Here is a 22,972-nt window from a genome sequence, read left to right on the forward strand (position 1 = left end):
TACCTTAAAAACGGGTATGCCATATCCAAAATATCCGTTTTTCCAGATAAGTGCATGCCGCTATTCTGAACCTATCACCGCATCGTAATCATTCGGAGGCTTTATGCGCGAGATCAGCCTTACCAAGATCATGCAGGGCGGCCAGCCGCTCGCGGCGCTTTCCAATCCCAAAGAGGCGATTCGGCAGTTCACGCCTAATTGGTTTGCCGCCACGATGGGCACCGGCATTCTGGCCTTGGCCCTGGGGCAGTTGCCGGGTCACAGTACGCTGCTTGCAAGTGTTGGGGAGGCCCTTTGGCTGTTCAATATCCTGCTGTTCACCGTCTTCACCTTGATGTACGCCGCCCGCTGGGTGTTCTTCTTCGATGAAGCTAAACAGATCTTTGGGCATTCCACGGTTTCGATGTTTTTCGGCACGATACCGATGGGGCTGGCAACGATCATCAACGGCCTGGTTCAGTACGGCCTCCCAAACTGGGGAGACGGTGTGATACCCCTGGCTCATGCGCTCTGGTGGTGCGACGTCGCCATGGCAATGGCGTGTGGGGTGCTGATCCCTTTTATGATGTTTACCCGGCAGGAGCACAGCATCGACCAGATGACCGCCGTATGGCTACTTCCGGTGGTAGCGGCGGAAGTGGCAGCCGCCAGCGGCGGTACAATTGCAACGCATCTGGCCGATACCAGCGCTCAGTTCACGATGCTGATCACCAGCTACGTCTTGTGGGCCTACTCGGTTCCGGTGGCCTTAAGCATTTTGGTTATTCTGGTACTGCGTCTGGTACTTCATAAGTTGCCCCATGAGAGCATGGCGGCGTCGTCTTGGTTATCGCTGGGGCCGATTGGCACGGGTGCGCTGGGCATGCTGGTCATTGGCAGCGATGCACCAGCAATCTTCGCCGCCCACGGCATGCCAGGCATCGGCTTGGTGGCCGGGGGTATAGGGGTGGTATCGGGCGTCCTGTTCTGGGGGCTAGGCTTGTGGTGGATGCTGTTGGCGCTATTGATCACCGCGCGTTATATCAAGGGCGGCATACCCTTCAATCTTGGCTGGTGGGGCTTCACCTTCCCGCTGGGGGTATATGCGGTGACCACGCTGAAGCTCGGCGCGACGCTGAATTTGACCTTTTTCGATGTGCTGGGCGTTATCCTAGTGGTGATGTTGGCCATCATGTGGCTGGTGGTTGCGACCAAAACCGCCGCCGGTGCATACCGTGGCAATCTGTTTGTATCGCCCTGTATCGCGTCACTGAACGCTAAGCGCGCCGGTCGCTAACGATCAGACAGTTGCCACCTGCGCCGCTCGGGTCAGCGTGGCGACAATGTCTTTAGCGACATCGGGATGCTGACACACCGAAAGTGGGCTCGGGTGGGGCATAGCGAGCAGCCTTACCGCAGGGCGATGAAGCTCGATTTCGGGTGCCGCTCTCTGCGCCACACGCCCAGCCAAGACCACGACGCGTAAACACGGGAGCAAATCCATTACCTCTTTCAGCAGTGTGACGCCCTCTGTGATTTTCGAGCGTGTGATCGCTTCGGCAGGGTTGTCCAGATCCGGCAGCCATGGATAGAGATTCCACAAAATGCTCTGCTCACGCGCGAGACACGTCTGTTCGAGGAAGCGCTTCAGGTTTCGCTGGGAGGGCCCTGTGTTGTCGCGGGAAACGAAGCGTGGCCATGAGCAGTCTTTGGCGGGAGACTCCAGCAATATCAGAACAGACGCATCGACTCCACCATCCAGTGGGTCGAAGTAAGGCAGTTTTCTACCGAAGCAGCGCCTTTCCACCCATGTGTTCAGTGCACGCACGTGCGGGGAATATAGAAGTTTTTGGCGTATCTCAGAGATGTTCACGACATAGTCCTTTTCAAGGCTCGTTGCAGACCATCCAAGCCTTCCTAAACGCTATAGAGGCATGTGGTGAGTCGCGGCCAATGATACCTCCCCTCTTTATCTAGAAGGTCAAACTGCCTTGGGCTGCTGCCAGTGGAATGGCAGCAACTTATTAACTTCACTGGCCTTCTGTGTCGGCAACCGAGTAAGTACATCTTTGAGATACGCATACGGATCATGCCCGTTCATGCGTGCCGACTGGATCAGGCTCATGATCGCCGCCGCCCGTTTTCCACTGCGCAGCGATCCGGCGAAGAGCCAGTTTGACCTCCCGAGCGCCCATGGCCTGATCTGGTTCTCCACGGCGTTGTTGTCGATGGGCACGGCTCCGTTATCCCGGTAGCGCGTCAGCGCTACCCAGCGTCTCAGGTTGTAATCCAGCGCCTTGGCTGTAGCCGAACCCTCGAGCACAAGACCACGCTGAGCCAACATCCATTCGTGCAGTTTCGCTGCGATGGGAACCGCCATTTCCTGCCGCAATTGCCTACGATCTTCGTCGCTCATGTCCTTGGCCTGTCGTTCGACTTCATACAAGCCGCCGATGGAGTGCAGCGCCTGTTCGGCCAACTGGCTTTTGTTCGCCACATTGCAGGTCGAAAAACTTGCGCCGGGCGTGTGCCATGCAACCGATTTCGGTAATGCCTTGTTCGAAGCCGGCTTTGTAGCCTGCGAAGTCATCGCACACCAGTTTGCCGTTCCAAGTGCCCAGGAAATTGCGCGCATGTTCGCCAGCACGGCTGGGGCTGAAGTCGTAGACCACAGCCTTTAGTGCAGAGAACGGCGTGGTGCAGTAGGCCCAGACGTACGCTCGGTGCGTCTTCTTTTCGCCCGGTGCCAACATCTGCACCGGTGTTTCATCGGCATGGACGACTCGCTGGGACAGCACGGCTTCACGCAGCGCGTCGACCAGCGGCTGGGGCCGCACGCCGGTTTGTCCTACCCACTGGGCCAAGGTCGAGCGAGCAATTTCCAATCCGGCGCGGCCAAAGATTTTCTCCTGCCGGTACAGCGGCAAGTGATCGGCAAATTTGGCCACCATGACGTGGGCCAGCAAGCCTGCTGTCGGGGTACCTTTGTCGATAATCTGCGCCGGCACCGGCGCCTGGATCAGTGTTTCGCACTGACGGCAGGCCCACTTGCCACGCACACGGGCAATTCAATGATCACTGACGCTTCGGCTGGCTGTTTAGGGGCGGCCTTCAGCGGGACGAATGCTGGCAGCGAGGTTGTTGCGGGCTGGCCCTGGTAGAGCGGCATCCATTTTCGGATGACATTGGCATTGATGCCGTGGCTGATGGCGACACTTGACACGGTTGCCCCAGGTTGCAGGCATTCCTGAACGACTTGGGCTTTGAACGGTTTCGGATAAGAGCTTCGTTGGCGCATGGAAATCCTGGCGATAAGGGTGATCGCGTCCGCTAAAATACGCGGACACCATCACCCTTAAAGCTGGAGTTCGGAAGGTGAGTTCGCCGGACGCTTACCTATGGACTTTGCCACGTAGCATTACTACAGAAAGCAAAAGCACCTCAGTCGGCATCGTTACCACGCACGTATATCTTTATCCGTAAAGCTCCCAGGCAGACGCCAAGCAACTGAATCGATTCAATCAGAAATGATGCCAAGCAATGCCTTGCGCCCGAGCATTGCCAAGGCTATTACTTGGATATCCGCTCGGGGAGGCGCGAAAATGCAACCACGATTCGTTATCGTCCCAGCTGTGCCAATGGAGACTGATGTGTTCCGAGTAGGTCTCAGATTCTATGCCGCGACCACTTCAACGGGCTTCGACATCTACGATAACCAAGAGAAGATTCGGCTTAAACGAGGATTTCCCAGTAGGTCGGTAGGGGCTTCGGCGTGCGCAAAAATGAACGCCGAATCACGCAATCCAGAAGAGCTATTCCCATTACCACGAACAGACTGAAGCGTAGTGGCGTTAGTCAATTGTGGATGAGATGGATAGAAAGGGACTGCTGCTTGGCAATGCGCCAGCGGCCCGAGGTCGTGCGCGATCATTGGATGCGTCAAGACCGACCATCTGCCGACCATTCTGGATGTCAGGCGAGTGCCCCCAACCCCAATCAGCTGCATGTGAGATGCTCGGATGACGGCCTATCCAAATAGCGCCGTCATCACCATGTAAGCTAGGCACTCGCAACGTTTAGCGCCCGAGTGTTATTGACCAGCGTCACCTCCGTGAGTCTTGGCGAGTTCCTTCGCTTTTTCCAGATGCGCCTTCAGTGTTGGCAAGGTCGATGTAGCAAACTGCTTGAGTTCAGCGTCATCGCCATTCTTAACCTCGTCCTCGAAGATCTCGATAGTGGCCTCGTGAGCTTTGACCTGGTTATTCGCGTATGCCTGATCGAAGGATTTCGCTGAGCGCAGATCTAAGATCATGGCTTTCGCCTTGTCTAGCAGCTCGGCATCGGTCGAGACCTTAAGCTTTTTCTGATCCGCTATAGCCTTGAGCTTTTCATTGGCAGCAGTGTGATCTTTGATCATCATCGCCCCAAAAGCTTTCACGTCCGCAGCGGTGCCCTTCTCCTGAGCGAGCTTGCCGGCTTCTACTTCGGCCACGCCTTTGGCGGATGCATCCTCGACGAAATCATCAGCATCCGTCGCAGCAAAAATAGTTCCAGATGCCAGGGAGACGGAGATGGCCAGAGCGGCAGCATAGAATGTCTTTTTCATGATCGGTTCCTTGTCATTGTGCGAATCAGCCCTAGCGCTGGGCTGTACGGTTGTGACACACAAGAGAAGAAAGCAGTTTCATCGGATCGTAAACGGGAGGCCAATCGCGGGCCGAACAAACCGCAAGTTTGGCCATCCGTTCGACGGATGTAGGTTCGACTACCTACCCTCGAGCGCGGCTGCTGAACGGGCCAGTATTTTCCCGGCGCTGTGGGGCTGAATCAGGGTCAGCCCCAGTCCCATTTTTCCGAGCTATTGCAAGGGGGCGCCCCTTGAAGAGGAATAGCGTAGATTTTTGTAACCTTCGTTTTCAGGATCGTCTTGCGGCATGGGAAGGGAGGCCACATATACAGTTCTGGATGGGAACGCGAACTCGACACCCATTTCTGCAAACGCTTCCATCATCTCGATATTGATCGCCTGCTGAACATCCATGTATACGTTATAGCTTGGATCAAGAACGATATATACGGTTTCAAAATTCAACGAGCTTTCGCCGAAGCTCAGAAAGTGCGAGCGATCAAATCTGGCCATTTTCTGCTTGCGGATAATCTCCTCAACTCGTGCTGGCACCTGTTTGACTTGCTCAGCGGTACACCCGTAGTTCAGGCGAAATTCAAAAACAATTCTTCTTTCTTGCAGGCGTTTATAATTCTGAATTGTGCTGCCAATCATCTCGGCATTGGCCATGACAATCTGTTCACCACCAAGGCTACGAATTCGAGTGGTCTTGAGACCAACATGCTCGACTGTACCGGCAAGCGATCCAACCACGATAAAATCACCAACCTCAAAGGGTTTGTCTACTGCAATCGAGAGCGAGGCCAAGACATCACCCAACACATTCTGCACGGCCAATGCGATTGCAATACCGCCGACGCCAAGGCTCGCAACGAAGGCGGTAATGTTGACGCCGAGGTTGGATAGCATAGCCAGCACAATCACAGCCCAAAGGAAAACCTTTGAGCCCACCAGAGAAAGTGTCGCCAATGCGCTGCTGGAGTAGACATCAGGCTGCCGGTGCTTTCTAAAATAGCTCAGCAAAGCTAACGCAATAGCCCGGTTAAGCCACAGCCCTATCTGAAGAGCCACGACAACGAACCAAAGGCTGCTGACCCTGGACGACCATCTTTCAGGCAGATCGAGAACCCCTACCCCGACCAAAAATGAGCCGAGAAACAGAAGTGCATTGCTGGTACTCGAGAGAACTTCGAGAGAGATACGGCTAACATTCGATCCCGTTTTTTCAGTACGACGTCTAAGATTTTTCACTATGAAGCCAATGCCAGCACGCACTACCAAGAACGTCACAAGCACTGCTATCACCGCTAGAAACCAGTTCGCCACTGAGATTCCGAATACTTCCACCCCTGTGAGACTTGCTATAAATTCCCAGTTCATAAAAACATCCACCTCTTTTAACGCTGTGTATTACATCGAGCTTTTCCCAGCTCGATCTCATTCATACATCAGTGCCTATCACTGTGCATCACACCTGTCTTCGAGGGCTCAAAACGCGATTTGTCCATTTTTTTAGAGTGAGCTTGTGGCGCCAATCGTGCTCTGTCCGGCCACGCCCGAGGCAATCTGTGAACGGGGGCGGCAGCTGAACAGCAAAGGCAGACCCTGTCAGCAGGATTGCCATTCCCATGGGACGCCTCCCGTGTACTAAAACAGTCAACGAGGGAGATGGGTCGTCGCATAAGGTTACCGATGATCTGCCATAGCTCGATTCGCCATCACTAGGCGTGGATTCGGTATTGATGGCGCAAAAGATCCGGAGTGATCAGTCGAGGATGTGAGCTCGTAGCCGCTGGCGTTTAGCAGGTCAAGATTAGTAGTGGGCCACCTGACCCCTTAACCTGATCGGGGTGAGATCACTCAACTCGACTCAGCCATTCTAATTTGCAAGCGCGAGACGGACTTACCCGGTTCTCGACCAGCTATGGGTCAGTCGACCTATGTGACAACTGACTCACGTCACGAGCCTTAACCAGTGGCGGCTCGTCTCAGCTCACAAGGTTTGAGGCAACGCGTTCAAGCTGGTTTTTATCTTCATCCAACACTAAAGCTGTCCGGGCGCGCTTTATCAGCAACATCGCGTGCTGACGACAGATAACCTTGAAGAACTGGGGATTGATCTCAGCCAGGCTGACAAGCGCCTTCATCGTGCGAATGTCTACTTCAATGACGCTGGCGCCATCCCGGGCTCTCGGTGAAAAAAAATCATCGAAGAGGTCATCCACATTTAGTCCGCGCAGATGTACCTGCATGCATGCAGAATCGACTTCTGCAGACTCATCGGCTTGTGTCGCCCATCGCGTAAAGCACCTTACACCACGACCAACAATGTCAATCGCCGTTCCTGGATCATTCACCGCAGGTGACAGCGCACGAGATGCGATTTCAGAAAGAACCGAAAGTCCAAATCTCGGGTCATGCTCGAACGTGCGGCGGATGCCGATGGTAATAGCAGCCAGGATTCGGCTCTTGAGGATCTGAATGTCTTCAGCTCCGTCATGGCCTGGCTGGAGAGTCCTGGCCAGCACCATCCCTTCGTGCACAAATGTGCCAGGCAGCACCTCTACGTAAATTCGAACGTCAAATTCCTGGGCCACTGCTCCCAGAGCCTGGACGTCAATGTGTCGCACGTAACCAGTCTCGGGGCTGACCACCACCGAAGTTGAAGTCGGTAGCCCGAGTTCAGCTGGGTATTCTGCCGCACCGAGGAATGGCCACTTCATACGGCTCTGTATAGCTTCGAGCGTTGCTCGCTCGACGCGGTCAATGGTCTCTCCCACGCGCCCAAGTTTGGACAGGTGATCAATCCACCGCAGCAACGTGTAGACGATCAAGATTACGACGCCGATGGTCACGGTAAACAACACGACTCTGCCCTGCGCGCCATACGCTCCCGTGCTCAGCGCGATGATTCCTACCAGGCTAAATAAGAACGAGCCGATGAACGTCGCCAAGGCATTCTGCGTCGTGGAGTCTTCCATAACCAAGGTAGTTGCACGTGGCGTCACCCCGCTGCTGGCAGCACTGTAGGCTGAGACCATTGTGCTAAGGGAGAAGGTTGTGACGGCGAGCATACTGGAGGCGATGATCCCCAAGATCTTGTCCACCGCATCTGCACCGATCTGAGTCGGCAGAGAAGCGGGTACGAACCCTTTGAAAAATATCGCTATTAACGCCGTTGCTATTCCGAGAAGGGAAAAAAGGCTAGCGCGGAACCATAGCCTTTTGGTCAGACGAGCCAGAGCCCAGCGCCATCGAGCAATCATCGTGCAGGTACCTTGGATTAATGGACAAGACGGAAACGCGGTGAGCTGGAGCCACAGGCTGCCACGCCAGATGGAGTGAGTAGAGGCCAAAAAAGTTTCATCGCCAAAACGGGGGCAGTTTATTGGCGTGCATTCCGAAACGCACTTTGAAACGTTTTTGCCGTCGAAAGTCCTGCGTCCCCCTACGCAGTTACCAAATTCCGGACGCAACCTAAGCGAACATTTTCAAAGGGAGCCCTTGGGCCAATGCTGGATATTGTTGCTGTATTTCTCTGTATCACAGCGGTTCTCGCTTTCTTCAATCGTCGGTATGTGGGACTGCCATCTGCGATAGGCGTCATGGGCATTGCACTTGGCCTGTCTCTGCTGAATATGGCCATGGATGCAATGGGCTTTCACGCTCTTCACTCGCTCGAACAATCGCTGGTCGAGTCCATCGATTTTTCAGAGCTCCTTATGCAAGGAATGCTCTCTTTGCTTTTGTTTGCCGGAGCATTGCATGTAAACCTCTCTGAGCTCCGAGCTTACCGATGGCAGGTCGCTTCACTCGCGGTCGTCGGAACGACCGCGTCAACGCTGATTATTGGATATGGGCTCTGGGCATTGCTATCTCTCACGTCTTTGGAGCTACCACTTTCCTATTGCTTGGTATTCGGGGCTCTGATTTCACCGACTGATCCCATCGCTGTAATGGGTATTCTAAAGTCTGCAGGCGCCCCGAAAAGTGTTGAGCTGGTGATCGCCGGTGAATCACTTTTCAACGACGGTGTAAGCGTTGTCTTGTTTTCGCTGATCGTGGCGATGATAGCCAGTGGTGAAACGCCTTCTGTAATGGGGGCATCGCAATTGTTGCTTCTGGAGGCAGGTGGTGGCGCAATCTTGGGTGCCGCTGTTGGTTATGCCACCTACCTGATGCTCAAAAGCATCGACAGCTACCAAGAGGAGGTTCTGATTACGCTGGCAGCGGTGCTCGGCGGTTACGCTTTGGCAACCCACCTCCACGTTTCTGGCCCGTTAGCGATGGTGGTGATGGGATTGATCGTCGGAAACCAAGGCCGCTCATATGCCATGTCCCAACAAACTGAAAAACACGTGGACATGTTCTGGGAGCTCATTGACGAAATTCTCAATGCCGTATTATTCGTACTCATTGGCCTGGAGGTAGTGCTGATCCAGTTCTCCAACCCGCTAATAACGACGGGGCTGGTCGTCATAGCGCTTACTCTACTGTCGAGGCTGCTCACTGTAGGTCTGCCAATACGTCTGCTCGGACAACGCTTCCGCCTGCCGAGCGGTTCTTGGAGCGTATTGACCTGGGGAGGTCTTCGCGGGGGAATATCAGTGGCCTTAGCTCTGTCTCTGCCCGCCGGCGATGCTCGAGATGTCGTCGTATCACTCACCTATCTGGTGGTGATCTTTTCGATTCTTATCCAAGGTATGTCCATCGGAACGTTGGTCAAGCGCGTTATACCCTGCGCTGGCCCACGTTGAGTGAGCCCGCTCTGAGTTAAGCGAAGTCCTGATGCATTTGAAATCCCCCGCTGCCACTGCAGCTATCAAAGAAAGCGGCGTGATTCCCACACCCTGTCACAGGGCTGGATGCAGCGGGCCTCCGTTTGAGGCGGTAATATCGAGATCCGCCTCGTCCTCGATCAAAGAATTTGCGACGCGCCATGAAAAGAAACAAGAGAGCAGAGCCGCACATACTCAGGAAGTAACCCCGCAGCCAGGCATAGGGTTCGCCGAGGTAAAGCAGCAGATAAAATGGCGTCGCGACGACGCCATACCTATCTTGGGCTGATGCGCTCGGGTGCTTTTATGCTGCCATCGCCTCACAGGCTTTAGCGCACGACAGACAAGCCTCTGAACATTTCTGACAATGCTCTGCTTCATGTTTGCCACACTCCTTGGCGCAAGCTCGACAAGCCTCGGCACATATCCGGCAAATCTCGGCGGCCAGTGAACTATCTCTTGCCATGAGCTTGGCTGCGAGTAAGCACATATCTGCGCAATCCCGATCCAGCTTGATGCAATCTGCCATCATCTGAACGTCTTGCTCTTTCAAGCAAGACGACGCGCAAGTTTCGCATGCCACCGCACACCGCATGCACTCGGAAATACAATCTTCGAAAGCGCTGTTCATCAGAACTCCTCCACTGTGGATTGTGATTCACAACGTCCGACTCGGGCTTTGACAGGAAGGTTTCGTAAATTTTCTGACGGGGTGCCTAGCGTATCCAGCCAGAAGGGGAGCTATGGTAATCGCTGTCGATCTACAAGCAGATCTCAGTGCCCCTCGTATTCATGGGATTGCTCGGATCGAGCAATCGCAACCCCGCTTTTTCCGAACTGCTTGATCTCATACATCGCGCGGTCAGCTGCCTTAATCAGCGTATCGATATCCCGACCGTTGTCGGGACAGAACGAAATGCCCACGCTACACGAAAGCGAGATTGTTCTCGTCTTCAATGCTATCGGCTCCTGGATGGTTCGTAAGATCCTCTTCGCCTCGTCTTCGACAGCCTGTCGGCTTACCGAATCAGCTATGAGTACAACGAATTCATCCCCGCCATAGCGAGCCACTGTGTCGCTTGAGCGAGATGCCCGTGTCATTCGAGAAGCGATGATTTGAAGCGCCTGATCGCCAACGGCGTGGCCTTCCGTATCGTTGATTTCCTTAAAATCGTCCAGATCGATGAGCAGTACAGCGAACGGAATGTCCTGGATTGTGTACCGAGTCAAGGCATGTTCAAAACGCTCTGTCAGCAAATAGCGGTTGGCTAGACCGGTTAAGACGTCATGACTGGCGAGATAGACAGAACGCGAATGTTCAGCTTCTGCTTTGTGAATAGCTTTGAAATGCCGCATGACCGCCATGGGTGTGAGAAAGCCCAGCGCCATCAACACCAAAAGGATGATGGACGTTTCAGGGCCCAGGACATCTTCCAAACGCAGTTGGCGTTCGTATAGCAGTGTCATTGGTTGTGACGCGCTCCCAATCTCGACCTGCTGCTTGAAACGAGGAAACAGCGTCAAATCGATCCAACCCGCTTCAGGGGGCGGGATCGATAAAACCGTACTCTCTGCGCCAGGTTCCGCGTTGAGCTGTGCCCTGATTCCTATCGCTGGATCGACATTGCCCTCGTTGATCGCCTTCAACAGCGAATCCGCGCTTATAACCAACATGGCAACCATGGTGCTTCCAAAGAAGTTGGGCAGCGCCTGTTTCTCCTTCCTCTCAGGGCGAATGACTGTGCGTAGAAGAATGTAGGCACTTCCGCCTTCGTACATCGAAAAAAGCGGCGATGCGACAGCCCTAGCCGTATTGCGACTTTTTATCAAAGCGCTGGAAAGGTGGGGAACGGTCTCTAATCTCACCCCGTAGATTTCCGCAGCCTTAGGCAAAGGCGGGTACATGAAAAGGATTGGCCAAGTTTCCTTTAAAGCGTCGTAGGGTGCTCTGGCCTGCTCGCTGACGTTTGGGAATTGTTTCAGCTTGAAGTCTGGATTCCAGGTTCGCCTGAGCAATGCCTGAAAATTCGCTTGTTCCGCAACTGGCACGGCCCGAGCGACCTCAAGCATGTAGATGTGGGGGTAGGCGGCTGAAACTGCCGCTGCATAGCGTGCCGCAGACTCCGTATCGCTCTGGTCGACGGCCTGTAGGAATGCTGAGAATCCCGCCAAGACGGCATCGTTGGTATCCAGTTGGTTGCGGACGATCCCGGAGACGTCATGCACGTAGCCCGCAAATCGAGTTTCCTGGCGTTGGGTTTCGGCTTTTATTAGCGCGAAGGCGCAGAAAACAAGTAAACCCAGCGTGAGGATGATGAACCCAGCGAAAGCATAGCGGCGAGGTAGCGGCACGACTCATCCCACATCGCGCACGGCGCGCTGACGTTAAAAAGGGTAATACGAGCCTCTGTTTTCACACAGCAGGCGTCGACGTTTGCTCAGGGACGTCAGCATGTCTACAACGGATCGATCTACGGCAAAGGCTAGCAAAGGGCCACAATCGTGTCTAACTAAAAGATGATTCGGCTTGCTCACGCTGGTTGCAGACTACTCGTAGGTCGAGGAGCGAAGCCGGGGTCATGAACATAGGCGAAATATCGAGCTATACGTGCCCCGACTGTCATGGAGTTCTGGTGCAAATCAGAGAAGGTTCGATTGTCAGATTTCGATGCCATACCGGACATGCATTTTCGATAGAGACCTTGATCGCTGAGGTTAACGCCGCGATTGTTACTGGATTGTGGGACACGCTAAGAGCGGTTGAAGAAAAAATCATGCTCCTTCGTCAGATGGGTGAGTTGGCGGAAACGCAACGCTCAATCAAGGATGCTGAGTTTTGCCGATCCCAGGCAAAGAGTGCTGAAGAACGTCTCAAGCCGTTGCCTGAGCTCGTACCGGATCCTGGCTTATACCAATTGATTTTGAACGTTACCGTGCCCAGAAATGCTCCAGATGTCGCGCAGGCATTCTTTGATAGAGGGCTAACGTAGGCAGGTTCGCGCCCGTTTTTGACGTCTAGACGAACTCGAGCCATCCTCCAAGCCGTCGGCAGATGCCTAGCCCCACGGAAATTATCGGCGAGATCGGACGGCTGCGAATAGCTGCTGTAGACGCTATAGGCCGGGCGTTGAATAGCCTCAGACCCGCTTGAGTGCAACGCCCGGCTGTAACAAGTCACCAACTGTCTGCATCAACTCCGACACCGCCCACGGCTTCTGTAGGTAGGCAACTCCGTCGGGGAGAGTTTCCGGATCTAATTCATAGCCGCTGGTCACAATGACGGCGATATGTGGCCACTTAGCTTTGAACATAGCCGCAAGCTCAGTACCACGCAGCTGACCCGGTACTCCGTGATCAGCAATCAACAACGAACAGTACCCATGGTTGTCGAGAACGTGGATTAGCGCGTCGTCTGCGGTGCCAAACGTTACAACCCTTGCATTGATCCCGGAGAGGATGTCTTGCATCAGAGGACGCAATATCTCATCGTCCTCCACGACTACAACATCTCCACTCAGAGGAAGAAGGCCATTCCAATCTGCGATCACTTACCCGTTCCCAGAAGTAGTCAGAGGTGTCTGTAAGATTTTTGAGTCCAAGGCCCGAAAATCAGGTCGTCCGGAGCAACAGGTACGATAGGTAGACTTTCCTTGGATAGCTGATAATGCCTCCCGGAGGTAAACGATGGAGGCGGACATCGCACCGCGTTACAAGCAATCGCCATAGCACCGTTTCCTGGAGGGAAGTACACGGACACCTCAGAAGTCTCCAAGTCTTCAGATACGAGCCAGCATCGTTCGGACGTCACCTCTCTATCCAAACGGTAGCGTAGGTCGCGCAACTCTCGGAGTGACTGATACACCTGCCCGCCGATACCTACGTATTTTCGATGCCATTGTTCCATCGCAAGGGCTCTACTATGCGCGTTCACAGCTGCAGAGTGTTGCATCGATGTCGAACCGGCGCTAGCAGTTTCATCCGCGTTTGGAGGATGAGCTGGATTTTCAGATCGTCTTTGGCCTAGCCTAGACTGTTCGCGGGCAGAGGTTCCACCGTACCTTGGTCACGCTGTGTGCTTCCGCAACGGTTTGTACGACGCTGAGATATACCCGCGTTGGTAAGCATTGGTCTGGCAGTCCAGAAGCGAGAGCCGCAATTATCCAAGCATCGGTGTCGGTCATTTTGTAGGCATCATGAAGCGTGACTTTTTTGACCCCTCGAAGGACGTAATGTATTTCGTATGTGTTGGGCGATCTACCGGGAAATTTATGACAAGTCTCCGGTTGTTTAGGCGGCTGCCGCATGGCTATGCAATTGACCATTCTACGTCTGTAACGCCGAGTCGTTCCGCTTGGGGCTTGCTCAGCTTGGTGATAGGGTCATGGCGGTACTTTGGCAACTGACCCAGTCCCGCGTCTACTGTTGCCCAGTGCCATGCTTCGGGATCATCCATGGAAGAAGACCGGATGTAGAACGACTTGTAGGCCCCACGTAATAAATAATCGATTCGGTAGTGTTTTTCCTGCGCCATTATCCCGTCTCCTTGGCATTGATCAACATAACTGACTGGCAGAAAAGCGAAAAATTCAGGCCGCGTTGATCACCACGTTGTATAGCCGCACGCGACCCTTCTCTTGCCATGTCTCGTCTGCGTCGGTCATCTCGCCATCGGATCCAGGCACGGCCTTTTCGGAATCGACCAGCTCTTCAAGGTACTCTTTGTGTTCGAGCCGGAAGTCGTGATGAAGCAGTGTTGCATCGTGTTTTTGCACACAATATTGCAGCGCTTGGGCGTCTCGCTTTACCCGCCCTTTATTCTTCTTCGGCTTGGCCAGACCTGTTGATTCGGGCTCGCATCGAAGTCTCGCATGCGATTGTATTTTTCGAGCTCCGTTTGCCCTACGACTTAGGGCCAGCACCATGCGTTTCACTCGGTCACTCCAGCGAATGGATCACGTCATCCTGCAGCAAGCTTTGTTCGTCAGCCTGAACCTGCATGGCTTGGATTCAGAGCGTAATCCGTAGGTCTTCCAACGAGGCTAGGGTCTGATTTTTTTACTACATCCCCTCATCCCGCTAGGCAGGAAGCATCAAACCGGTTCAGGTTAACCGCGCCACCAATCCCCCTAGGCCCCTTCCCGTTGTGCTGTTAATCTCCCGGTGAACCTGACGCTTCAGAAATAATGCGTCACCCGTCAAACGACCTCGCTCAAAATCAACGTTCGTGCTGCCCGGTTCAACGCCGGAGGTCTGCACTCAAATCCAGGAGCTTAGCAACATGGCTGTACTGCAACAGCAAACTGTAGACCTGCTGAAAACATCAGAAAAAGAACTCGCCGCTCGCTGGATGGCTGATCTTGAGGCTAGCGGCTCGACTCGTAACTTAAAGACCGATGAGATTAAACAGCAAACGACAGAGTTTCTGCGCTTGTTGACCTCAGTCTTGAGCGTAGGGGGTTCGCAAAGCATCACGGCTGCAGAATGGGAAGAAGTCCGCCAGTTTCTGGAAAAGCTCTCTCATCAGCGTGCTTTGGCCGGCCAAGACTCGCAACAGACGGCGGGCTTCATCTTTTCGCTTAAAGGCCCTTTATTTGCCTTCCTGCAAACTGAATACGCAGATAAGCCGGTTATCCTGGCCGAGCAACTTTGGGAACTGTCTCAGTTACTTGATGCGCTCGGCATGCACACAATCCGCACGTATCAAAAGTCACGCGAAGCAGTGATCAAGCGCCAGCAGGAAGAGCTGCTGGAGCTTTCCACTCCTGTGGTCAAACTGTGGGATGGTGTGCTCGCACTGCCAATGATCGGCACTCTGGATTCCCAACGTACCCAAGTGGTGATGGAATCCTTGCTTCAGCGCATCGTCGACACAGGTTCCGAAATCGCCATCATCGACATTACCGGCGTTCCAACGGTGGACACGCTAGTAGCTCAACACCTGCTCAAAACCGTTACCGCGATTCGCTTGATGGGTGCCGATTGCATCATCAGCGGCGTGCGCCCGCAGATCGCACAGACCATCGTTCATCTGGGGCTTGATTTGCAAGGCGTCGTGACCAAGGCCAATTTGGCAGACGCATTAGCGTTGGCGTTACGCCGCCTGGGCCTAACCGTTGCCAAGGCTGCGGTATAAACTCATGGAGCGGATTCCAATTCTGCAAATGGGTGACTATCTGCTCGTTACTATTCAGGTGGATATGCATGACCAACTGGCGCTGACGTTACAAGACGACCTGTCTGAGCGCATTAGTAAGGTGTCAGCGCGTGGAGTGCTGATCGACATTTCGGCACTGGACATGGTCGACTCTTTCATTGGGCGCATGATCGGCATGATCTCAGGCCTGTCACGCATCATGGACGCCGAGACTGTACTTGTTGGCATGCAGCCGGCGGTTGCGATCACTTTGGTCGAACTTGGCATGACGTTGCCCGGCGTCAGCACTGCGCTGAATGTCGAGCGGGGCATGGCGCTGTTGCGTGAGCGAGCACATGTGCAATGAACGTTCGCAGCAGCGGCACTCAACGTATCCACATTGAGCAGGATGTAGTGCTTGCGCGGCAATTGGCGCGCAAGCTCGCGCAGGATTGTGGAATGCGTCTGATTGACCTGACCAAGCTGGTGACGGCGGTCAGCGAGTTGGCGCGTAACACGATGACCTACGGCTGCGGCGGTGATATGGACTGGCAAATCATCGAGGACGGGACGCGTACAGGGTTGCGCCTGACGTTTCGAGATGAAGGGCCTGGCATTCCTGACTTGAAACTGGCGATGACCGATGGCTGGACGTCTGGCGGTGGGCTCGGCTTGGGACTGACTGGCGCAAAGCGTTTGGTCGATGACTTTGAGTTGGAGACAGCTCCAGGCGCTGGCACCAGCGTGATGATCTGCAAATGGACGTGAGACTTCACAGCGACCTCACACTGGTGTTACCCATTGAGGACAGCAGCCAGATTGGGCATGCCCGACGCACGGCCCAGAAACTCGCAGAACAATCTGGCTTCGATGAAGTAGATTCAGGCCGCGTTGCCCTCGTCGTCACTGAGTTAGCGAGTAATATCCTCAAGCATGCGAGCAACGGCGAACTGCATTTGCGGATCGTGAGTGCAGATGTGTTAGGTATCGAGGTGATCGCCATTGATCGCGGCCAGGGTTTCGACCTGCAGGACTGTCTCGCTGATGGTTTTTCAACACGTGGCACTCAAGGAATTGGTCTAGGTTCGATTTTGCGTCAGGCACAAGTGTTTGACGTTCACACGGACAACCGGGGAACAGTGCTGCTAACGCGGTTTTACCCTCGCGCAGCGTCCGTAAAGGATTTCCGCGTCGGTTTCAGCCAACATTCGCTATATAACGACCCAGCATGTGGCGATGCTTGGGAATTAGCAATCAACGATCAACAACTAAGCCTTCTAGTGATCGATGGACTCGGTCATGGCCCTGATGCTGCGGACGCTGCAAAGGCCGGGGCTTATGCATTTAACCGCCAGCCATTCTCAGATCCCGCCCTCATCCTTGATGATGTCCATCACGACATGCGCGGTTCACGGGGCGGTGCTGTAGCGATTGCCCAGTTTGACAGCGAACGAAACACCTTACGTTTCATCGGGATTGGCAACATCGGGGCTACACTGATCGGCGCCGATAAATCACGGGGACTAGCCTCTCATCCTGGCATTGTGGGATTACAGTACCGAAAAATTCGCGTAACTGAATACCCTGAATGCGCCAGTCAACTACTGGTCATGTACAGCGACGGTCTGCAGTCACGGTGGAATCTTCGTGACTACCCTGGCTTGATGTATAGACACCCCGCCATAATCGCAGCGGTGCTGCATCGGGACTACTGTCGGGGCAAGGATGACGTGACGGTGGTCGTGATTGCTCTGGAGAAATTCTTTGACTGACCTCCCTGTTAACGATGCGCTTGAAGAGTCAGCGGAACTAAGCCAGGTGCGTGCAGAAGCTACGGCACTGCGCGCCGAACTGGACGAAACAAATCAGGGCGTCTTGGCACTCTATGCAGAGCTGGACACCCAGGCCGAAGAACTACGTCAAGCCTCCGACTTGAAAAGTCGATTTTTGTCATACATGAGCCACGAGTTCCGCACACCACTGGGGTCGATCCTCAGCATAGCAAGCCTCCTGACTGACGAACTCGATGGCCCCTTGAGCCCCGAACAACATAAGCAGGTTGCATTCGTGAGTACTGCTGCACGCGAACTAAGCGATATGGTGGATGACCTTCTGGATCTGGCCAAAATTGAAGCCGGAAGAATTAGCATTTCACCAGCATGGTTTGACATGTTTGATCTTTTCTCGGCGCTGCGCGGCATGTTCCGCCCTATCGTTGACACAACAGCCGTAGATCTGATTTTGGAAGAGCCGGTGGGGCTGCCCAAGCTCTATACCGATGACAAGAAGCTCGCACAGATCCTTCGCAACTTCATCTCGAACTCGCTGAAGTTCACCCAACGCGGCGAGGTTCGTGTATCCGCTCGTTTGGAAAACGAACGGGAAGTCCGGTTCGCTGTGAGCGACACTGGTATCGGTATTCCAGCTGAACTGCACGCAGCCCTTTTCGAAGACTTCGTACAGGTCGACTCCCCGCTGCAGAAAAGACTCCGGGGAACGGGCCTAGGGTTGTCGCTCTGCAAACGATTTGCTGAATTGCTCGGTGGCCGCGTAGGTTTGGAAAGCGAACCGGGCGTAGGATCAACTTTCTACGTTGTAATCCCAATAGCGTTCGCCCAGGAGCACGTTGATGAAAGCTGAAGTCCGGCTGCTGATCGTCGACGACAATGTAGCGACCCGCTATGCCCTGCGCAGACGTATGGAGCGACATGGGTTTTCTGTATTCGAGGCGGGTACAGGCACCGATGGCTTGGCGCAAATCGCCGAGCAGGTTCCAGACGCCTTGATTCTCGACGTGAACCTGCCTGATATGAGTGGGTTCGATATTGTGCGTCAGCTGCGCACCGAGCCCCGCACCGCTCTGTTGCCTGTAATCCATGTATCCGCTGCCTCGATACAGACGGGAGATATCATTACAGGTCTTGAGGCCGGGGCAGATGCTTATCTGACTCACCCTGTAGACCCCGATGTTCTTCATGCAACCATACGCACGCTATTGAGGGTACGAGATACCGAGTTCGCTTTGCGGGAAAGCGAAGAGCGGTTTCGAGAAATCTTCATTAATGTCTCAGCCCCTATCGCGGTCGTCGATGGGGAACTCAAGGTGCACGAGTGCAACCACGCCTTTGCCCGATTGATTGCTCAAGGTTCTATAGAGCACAGCTTGTTGGAGTGTTTTGGCCACGAGCAAGAGGCCGTCGTTGCAGGGCTCCGCAAAGCTGTCAGCACCGCTGAACGGTGGAAGGGTACTCTCACCATGCAGGTCAGAGGTGATCTGCGTGAAACAGAATGGCAAGTCTCGCCCTACCGGGCTACCGGCCTGAGCCTCATATTCCTGGAAGACGTCACTGAGTACCGGCGCCGCGAACAATCGCACTTGCTACAGTTGGATACCGTCAATAACCAGCTGGCCGATGCCGTAGCCGACCGTGCCAAGACTGAAGAAAAGTTACTCCAAGCCCAAAAGATGGACGCCATCGGCAAGCTCACGGGCGGTATCGCTCACGACTTCAACAACCTGCTGACAGGCATTGTCACTGGGCTTGAGCTCATCAAAAAGCGAACTGCGGATGGCCGTCATGAAAAGGTGGTCGCTTACGCCGATGCCGCTCTGGCTTCAGCGAAGAGCGCCGCAACATTGACCCACCGATTACTCGCCTTTGCGCGTCAGCAACCGCTCGACACCCGGCCTACAGACGTCAACCAGCATGTACGCTCGTTTGAGGAGTTGATTACTCGAACTATTGGTAAGCGTATCGGTTTGACGCTGGAGCTCACGGCGGGCAGCGCTGTGGCGATGGTCGATCCAGGGCAGCTTGAAAGCTCGGTGCTCAATTTGGTGATCAATGCGCGCGATGCCCTGCCCTTAGGAGGAAACATCTGGATCAGTACTTTTGAGGCATATTCCCAAGGAGACTCTCGCTTGGCAGATGGCCCTTATATCGCGCTGACAGTGCGTGATGATGGTGTGGGCATTGAGCATCATGTAATTAGCAAAGTGTTCGATCCTTTCTTCACCACCAAACCAATCGGTGAAGGCACCGGCCTAGGGTTGTCGACGATCTATGGTTTCGCCCGACAGTCAAGAGGCGACGTTCAGATACGCAGTCTTACCGGCCACGGAACAGAGGTAACCCTGATGCTGCCGGCAGCGGCAAACCAGATAGTGGCTCCGGAACGGATTCGGATAAGCGCCGAGCCGGGCGCAGGTGAACATATCCTCATCGTGGAAGACACCGCCTCGGTTCGCATGTTTGTGGAAGAAGTATTGACCGACGCAGGGTATCGCTGCACGCAGGCAGCTGACGTGATGACGGCTCTGTCAATTATTGAAAGTGATCCGTCTGTAGATCTGCTTTTGTCTGACGTTGGAATGCCACAGATGGATGGCCGCAGAATGGCGCAGCTGGCAAAGATTCACCAGCCTAACCTACCTGTTCTCTTTATGACGGGATATGCAGAGAATGCTCTGAGCCGCCAAGCATTTCTGGACGACGGCATGGATATCATCTTGAAGCCTTTCCAGATTGCAGAATTCTTGGTCAAGGTGCGGCAAGCCATTGATAGGCAAGAAATTTGACCCCGCACTACAAGTAGAAACGCATGCCCGATAGGCATGCAGCGTTAAAACTGGACTGACGAAGAACGTATGGTACGAGTTAGTCAGTCCTCACTGACTTTTAGTGATATAGCTCCGTCCGATAGGCGACGATCTTCGCGATGAAGATTGGCAGCCAGCGCTACGGCTTCGCCTTCGGATCTCACGAATGTTACGCGTCCGTCGTAACTCGTGATCCTGTACGCAAACGCTAAGCCCTCTGCGTGAAAGTATGTTGGCAGCTCACTCCCCGATACCCGTTTGAAGCTGATTGCCATGCTGGAACCCTCTGGTTCCCCCAGTCTACGCACAATCGCATTAACGAAGACTGAGTTTTTTGTAAACTCTTCCCCCCGCCAACTGACCCAATATCACCCCGTTGACGCTCCAGCCAACGCTTGCGCCTTGTGGCCGCTCGGGAGATATTTGCCCTTTCTGAGCCAAAAAGGCTCGATAGAAGCAGAGACACGCATGGATCTTCAACGCCGCAACAATGTGACCGTCCGGGGTGAGGGGCCATCGACATTGATTTTTTCCCACGGGTTTGGCTGCGACCAGACCATGTGGAATTACCTGTTCACACATTTCACCAGTCGGTTTCGAGTGGTTTTGTACGATCTGGTGGGTGCTGGCAACTCGAGCCTGGAAGCGTATACCCGTGAAAAATATCTTTCCCTGAATGGCTACGCTCGTGACTTGAACGAAATCGTTGATGCATACGCAGAAGGCCCGGTAATTTTGGTGGGTCATTCGGTGAGCGCGATGATCGGCGCGCTTGCGGATCGAATGGCTCCCGGGCGTATCGCTGCACACGTCATGATCGGCCCGTCCCCCTGCTATATCGATTCTGACGATTACGTCGGTGGGTTCACGTCGGAAGACATTCAGTCGCTTCTGGACACACTGGACAGCAATTACCTGGGTTGGTCGAGCAACATGGCACCGGCCATTATGGGCGCGCCTGGGCAGCCTGCACTGAGTGAAGAGCTGACCAATAGCTTCTGTCGTACCCACCCTGAAATCGCCAAGCATTTCGCCCGGGTGACCTTCATGTCCGATAACCGAAAAGACGTTACGGGCCTGGCGACTCCTACGCTTATTCTGCAATCCACAGATGACCTGATCGCCCCGGTTGTAGTGGGCGAGTATTTGCACGCGGTCATGCCTAATAGCCAACTGACCTTGGTGGACAATGTCGGCCACTGTCCGCACATGAGCGCTCCAAGCGCCTGTAGTGCAGCTATGGACGCTTTCTTATGTACGTGGATGCCCAAGCATGCCGGTTGAAGTACCAACCCTGCCCAGCTCCGATGAATTGTTCGAAACAGCACCATGCGGTCTCGTTGTGACGACAGAGAGCGGTCAGATCCTGCGTACCAATTCAACTTTCACTACCTGGATAGGCTTCAGCCTGCGAGAGCTGCTTGGCCGACGCTTTCAGGATCTGCTGACCGTTGGAGGGCGCATATTTCATCAAACGCATTGGGCTCCGCTGATTCGTATGCAGGGCTCTGTGGCCGAAGTGAAGATGGAGCTGAAGCACCATGACGGTCACATCATCACCGTGATCTTGAACGGCGTCCGCCGCGAAGTTGAAACCGGCGCAGTGCTTGAAATGGCGCTGTTCACCACCACCGATAGAGACAAGTACGAACGGGAATTGCTGCGCGCTCGCAGAGCGGCGGAAGAACTCCTGCATAAGAAAACCACTGCAGAAAATGCGCTCCGGGAGGCCCAGGCGGATCTTAGCCTCGCTTACAAAAAGGCTGAACGCCGTGCTCAGTTCGCCGAACAGATGGTCGCCATCGCCAGTCACGACCTTAAAAACCCTCTCACTGCAATCAAGATGGCAACCGATATGCTTGCCCGAGGGGAGCGCACAGCAAAGGAAAATCAACTGCTTGGACATATCACCCGCTCCTCCGAGCGAGCCCAGCGGATGATCGCTGATTTACTCGATTTCGCACTGGCGCGAGTCGGCCATGGGATCAGCATCGCCCCCCGTACCGTGGATTTTCATCAGGTCACGGCTCAAAGCGTGAGCGAGTTACGAATTGCACTCCCGCAGGCCAATCTAGCTCATCAGCACTCAGGCACCGGCACGGCGAACATAGACCCGGATCGCCTGCATCAATTGATCGGAAACCTTGTCGCTAATAGCGTCGCATATGGCGATGTGCTTAAGCCGATTACCGTCACTTCGGTAATAGAGGAGAGCCACGCCACGCTAACGGTACACAATGAAGGCCCGGCGATTCCTGATTCGTTACTCGCTGTCCTGTTTGAGCCTATGACGCGGGGGAGCGAGCGTGACGACGATGTACGAAGCGTCGGACTTGGTTTATTCATCGTCAGTGAGATCGCCAAGACGCATGGGGGCACCGCTCAAGTGGCCTCTTCGGAGGCGAAGGGCACGACATTCAGCGTCACGTTTCCATTGACGAACTCAGGGCCCTCTGAAGGCCAGAACGCCCGTCAGGGATAGCCAAGGCTTACGGCCACACGTTCTTGTATAATCGCTCCGGCCCGTCGCAATCGACCACACATGCCCCTTCTCGCTGAGCTCGTTGCACCAATCCACGTGAGCCTCGTCCTGCCAATCCCAAGCTACCTCCCAGACGCCCTTCCCACCCCTTCGCTGTTTCGCTAACTTCCGAATACATCGCAGAGCCATCAGCAGATCATCCAAGGCTTCTACGAGAATGGAGCTCTTCGAACGATGTGACATGACTGATGCGCCCCAATGGACGTTTCCCCAATCCGATGCACGATGAATTACCTTGGCATATTGTCTCTGAGCGGCTGACATCCCCATACGGGCGAGACCAGCTTCATCCGAGGTGAAAGATTGCCAACTG

The 22,972-nt window shown here is 54.3% G+C and carries 21 protein-coding genes and 2 pseudogenes; 12 read left to right on the plus strand and 11 right to left on the minus strand.

Going from position 1 to position 22,972, the window contains the following annotated elements; all coding sequences use genetic code 11:
• Positions 1-130 precede the first annotated feature (130 nt).
• On the plus strand, positions 131-1,276 hold the full coding sequence (locus D3M70_RS16555) for a TDT family transporter (RefSeq protein WP_375232981.1): 1,146 nt from the start codon (positions 131-133) through the stop codon (positions 1,274-1,276).
• Between the two features lie 3 nt (positions 1,277-1,279).
• On the opposite strand, the gene D3M70_RS16560 is transcribed toward D3M70_RS16555, so the two are convergent.
• The 3 genes and pseudogenes from D3M70_RS16560 to D3M70_RS34240 form a co-directional block, all read right to left on the minus strand.
• Positions 1,280-1,852, minus strand: a complete 573-nt coding sequence (locus tag D3M70_RS16560; protein ID WP_120126785.1) for a uracil-DNA glycosylase — start codon at positions 1,850-1,852, stop codon at positions 1,280-1,282.
• 108 nt (positions 1,853-1,960) lie between these two features.
• Positions 1,961-3,038: pseudogene (locus tag D3M70_RS16565) on the minus strand (IS66 family transposase); the annotation flags it as partial.
• A complete protein-coding gene (locus tag D3M70_RS34240) occupies positions 2,999-3,277 on the minus strand; it encodes a transposase (RefSeq protein ID WP_120126786.1) in 279 nt (92 codons plus the stop codon). The gene D3M70_RS34240 and the pseudogene D3M70_RS16565, both read right to left, overlap by 40 nt.
• A 304-nt stretch (positions 3,278-3,581) precedes the next feature.
• Between D3M70_RS34240 and D3M70_RS33280 the strand changes: the two genes are divergently transcribed.
• Positions 3,582-3,818: a hypothetical protein gene (locus tag D3M70_RS33280; RefSeq protein WP_120126853.1), complete on the plus strand. Its 237-nt coding sequence runs from the start codon at positions 3,582-3,584 to the stop codon at positions 3,816-3,818.
• A gap of 251 nt (positions 3,819-4,069) precedes the next feature.
• Here the strand turns inward: D3M70_RS33280 and D3M70_RS16580 are convergent, their stop codons facing one another.
• The 3 genes from D3M70_RS16580 to D3M70_RS16590 all read right to left on the minus strand — a co-directional run bounded on the left by D3M70_RS16580 (position 4,070) and on the right by D3M70_RS16590 (position 7,872).
• Positions 4,070-4,585, minus strand: coding sequence for a DUF4142 domain-containing protein (locus D3M70_RS16580; RefSeq protein ID WP_120126787.1), 516 nt, complete (start codon positions 4,583-4,585; stop codon positions 4,070-4,072).
• Positions 4,586-4,837: 252 nt separating this feature from the next.
• Entirely contained in the window at positions 4,838-5,986 is a 1,149-nt protein-coding gene (locus D3M70_RS16585; RefSeq protein ID WP_120126788.1) for a mechanosensitive ion channel family protein, read from the minus strand.
• Between the two features lie 608 nt (positions 5,987-6,594).
• Positions 6,595-7,872, minus strand: coding sequence for a DUF2254 domain-containing protein (locus D3M70_RS16590; RefSeq protein WP_120126789.1), 1,278 nt, complete (start codon positions 7,870-7,872; stop codon positions 6,595-6,597).
• A gap of 246 nt (positions 7,873-8,118) precedes the next feature.
• Between D3M70_RS16590 and D3M70_RS16595 the strand changes: the two genes are divergently transcribed.
• Positions 8,119-9,363, plus strand: coding sequence for a sodium:proton antiporter (locus D3M70_RS16595; RefSeq protein WP_120126790.1), 1,245 nt, complete (start codon positions 8,119-8,121; stop codon positions 9,361-9,363).
• Between the two features lie 325 nt (positions 9,364-9,688).
• Here the strand turns inward: D3M70_RS16595 and D3M70_RS16600 are convergent, their stop codons facing one another.
• Complete coding sequence (locus tag D3M70_RS16600; RefSeq protein ID WP_113772338.1) at positions 9,689-10,015, minus strand: four-helix bundle copper-binding protein; 327 nt, start codon at positions 10,013-10,015, stop codon at positions 9,689-9,691.
• Between the two features lie 143 nt (positions 10,016-10,158).
• Positions 10,159-11,736, minus strand: coding sequence for a sensor domain-containing diguanylate cyclase (locus tag D3M70_RS16605; protein WP_120126791.1), 1,578 nt, complete (start codon positions 11,734-11,736; stop codon positions 10,159-10,161).
• Positions 11,737-12,017: 281 nt separating this feature from the next.
• On the opposite strand from D3M70_RS16605, the gene D3M70_RS16610 reads away from it, so the two are divergent.
• On the plus strand, positions 12,018-12,374 hold the full coding sequence (locus tag D3M70_RS16610; protein ID WP_120126792.1) for a hypothetical protein: 357 nt from the start codon (positions 12,018-12,020) through the stop codon (positions 12,372-12,374).
• A gap of 147 nt (positions 12,375-12,521) precedes the next feature.
• Here the strand turns inward: D3M70_RS16610 and D3M70_RS16615 are convergent, their stop codons facing one another.
• The 3 genes and pseudogenes from D3M70_RS16615 to D3M70_RS34245 all read right to left on the minus strand — a co-directional run.
• A complete protein-coding gene (locus D3M70_RS16615; RefSeq protein WP_120126793.1) occupies positions 12,522-12,932 on the minus strand; it encodes a response regulator in 411 nt (136 codons plus the stop codon).
• A gap of 758 nt (positions 12,933-13,690) precedes the next feature.
• Complete coding sequence (locus D3M70_RS16620) at positions 13,691-13,915, minus strand: DUF6555 family protein (protein WP_120126794.1); 225 nt, start codon at positions 13,913-13,915, stop codon at positions 13,691-13,693.
• A 129-nt stretch (positions 13,916-14,044) separates the two neighbouring features.
• Positions 14,045-14,254 (minus strand): annotated as a pseudogene (locus D3M70_RS34245) (DNA polymerase ligase N-terminal domain-containing protein); the annotation flags it as partial.
• A gap of 408 nt (positions 14,255-14,662) precedes the next feature.
• On the opposite strand from D3M70_RS34245, the gene D3M70_RS16630 reads away from it, so the two are divergent.
• The 8 genes from D3M70_RS16630 to D3M70_RS16665 all read left to right on the plus strand — a co-directional run bounded on the left by D3M70_RS16630 (position 14,663) and on the right by D3M70_RS16665 (position 22,599).
• Positions 14,663-15,517, plus strand: coding sequence for an STAS domain-containing protein (locus D3M70_RS16630; protein ID WP_120126795.1), 855 nt, complete (start codon positions 14,663-14,665; stop codon positions 15,515-15,517).
• Between the two features lie 4 nt (positions 15,518-15,521).
• Positions 15,522-15,884: an STAS domain-containing protein gene (locus tag D3M70_RS16635; RefSeq protein WP_120126796.1), complete on the plus strand. Its 363-nt coding sequence runs from the start codon at positions 15,522-15,524 to the stop codon at positions 15,882-15,884.
• Positions 15,881-16,285 carry an anti-sigma regulatory factor gene (locus D3M70_RS16640; protein ID WP_120126797.1) on the plus strand — a complete coding sequence of 135 codons (405 nt, stop codon included), beginning with the start codon at positions 15,881-15,883 and terminating at the stop codon, positions 16,283-16,285. The genes D3M70_RS16635 and D3M70_RS16640 overlap by 4 nt, the downstream gene beginning before the upstream one ends.
• Positions 16,276-17,289, plus strand: a complete 1,014-nt coding sequence (locus D3M70_RS16645) for an ATP-binding SpoIIE family protein phosphatase (RefSeq protein ID WP_120126798.1) — start codon at positions 16,276-16,278, stop codon at positions 17,287-17,289. Before D3M70_RS16640 ends, D3M70_RS16645 begins: the two co-directional genes overlap by 10 nt.
• A gap of 46 nt (positions 17,290-17,335) precedes the next feature.
• Positions 17,336-18,157: a sensor histidine kinase gene (locus tag D3M70_RS16650; protein ID WP_375232982.1), complete on the plus strand. Its 822-nt coding sequence runs from the start codon at positions 17,336-17,338 to the stop codon at positions 18,155-18,157.
• The gene (locus D3M70_RS16655) at positions 18,147-20,096 is read left to right on the plus strand and encodes a response regulator (protein WP_120126800.1); all 1,950 of its coding nucleotides are present in this window, start codon (positions 18,147-18,149) and stop codon (positions 20,094-20,096) included. The genes D3M70_RS16650 and D3M70_RS16655 overlap by 11 nt, the downstream gene beginning before the upstream one ends.
• 489 nt (positions 20,097-20,585) lie before the next feature.
• Positions 20,586-21,401, plus strand: coding sequence for an alpha/beta fold hydrolase (locus tag D3M70_RS16660; protein ID WP_120126801.1), 816 nt, complete (start codon positions 20,586-20,588; stop codon positions 21,399-21,401).
• A complete protein-coding gene (locus D3M70_RS16665; protein WP_120126802.1) occupies positions 21,391-22,599 on the plus strand; it encodes a PAS domain-containing sensor histidine kinase in 1,209 nt (402 codons plus the stop codon). The genes D3M70_RS16660 and D3M70_RS16665 overlap by 11 nt, the downstream gene beginning before the upstream one ends.
• Positions 22,600-22,972 lie beyond the last annotated feature (373 nt).

This window comes from Pseudomonas sp. LS-2, assembly GCF_003605735.1.
GTDB lineage: Bacteria > Pseudomonadota > Gammaproteobacteria > Pseudomonadales > Pseudomonadaceae > Aquipseudomonas.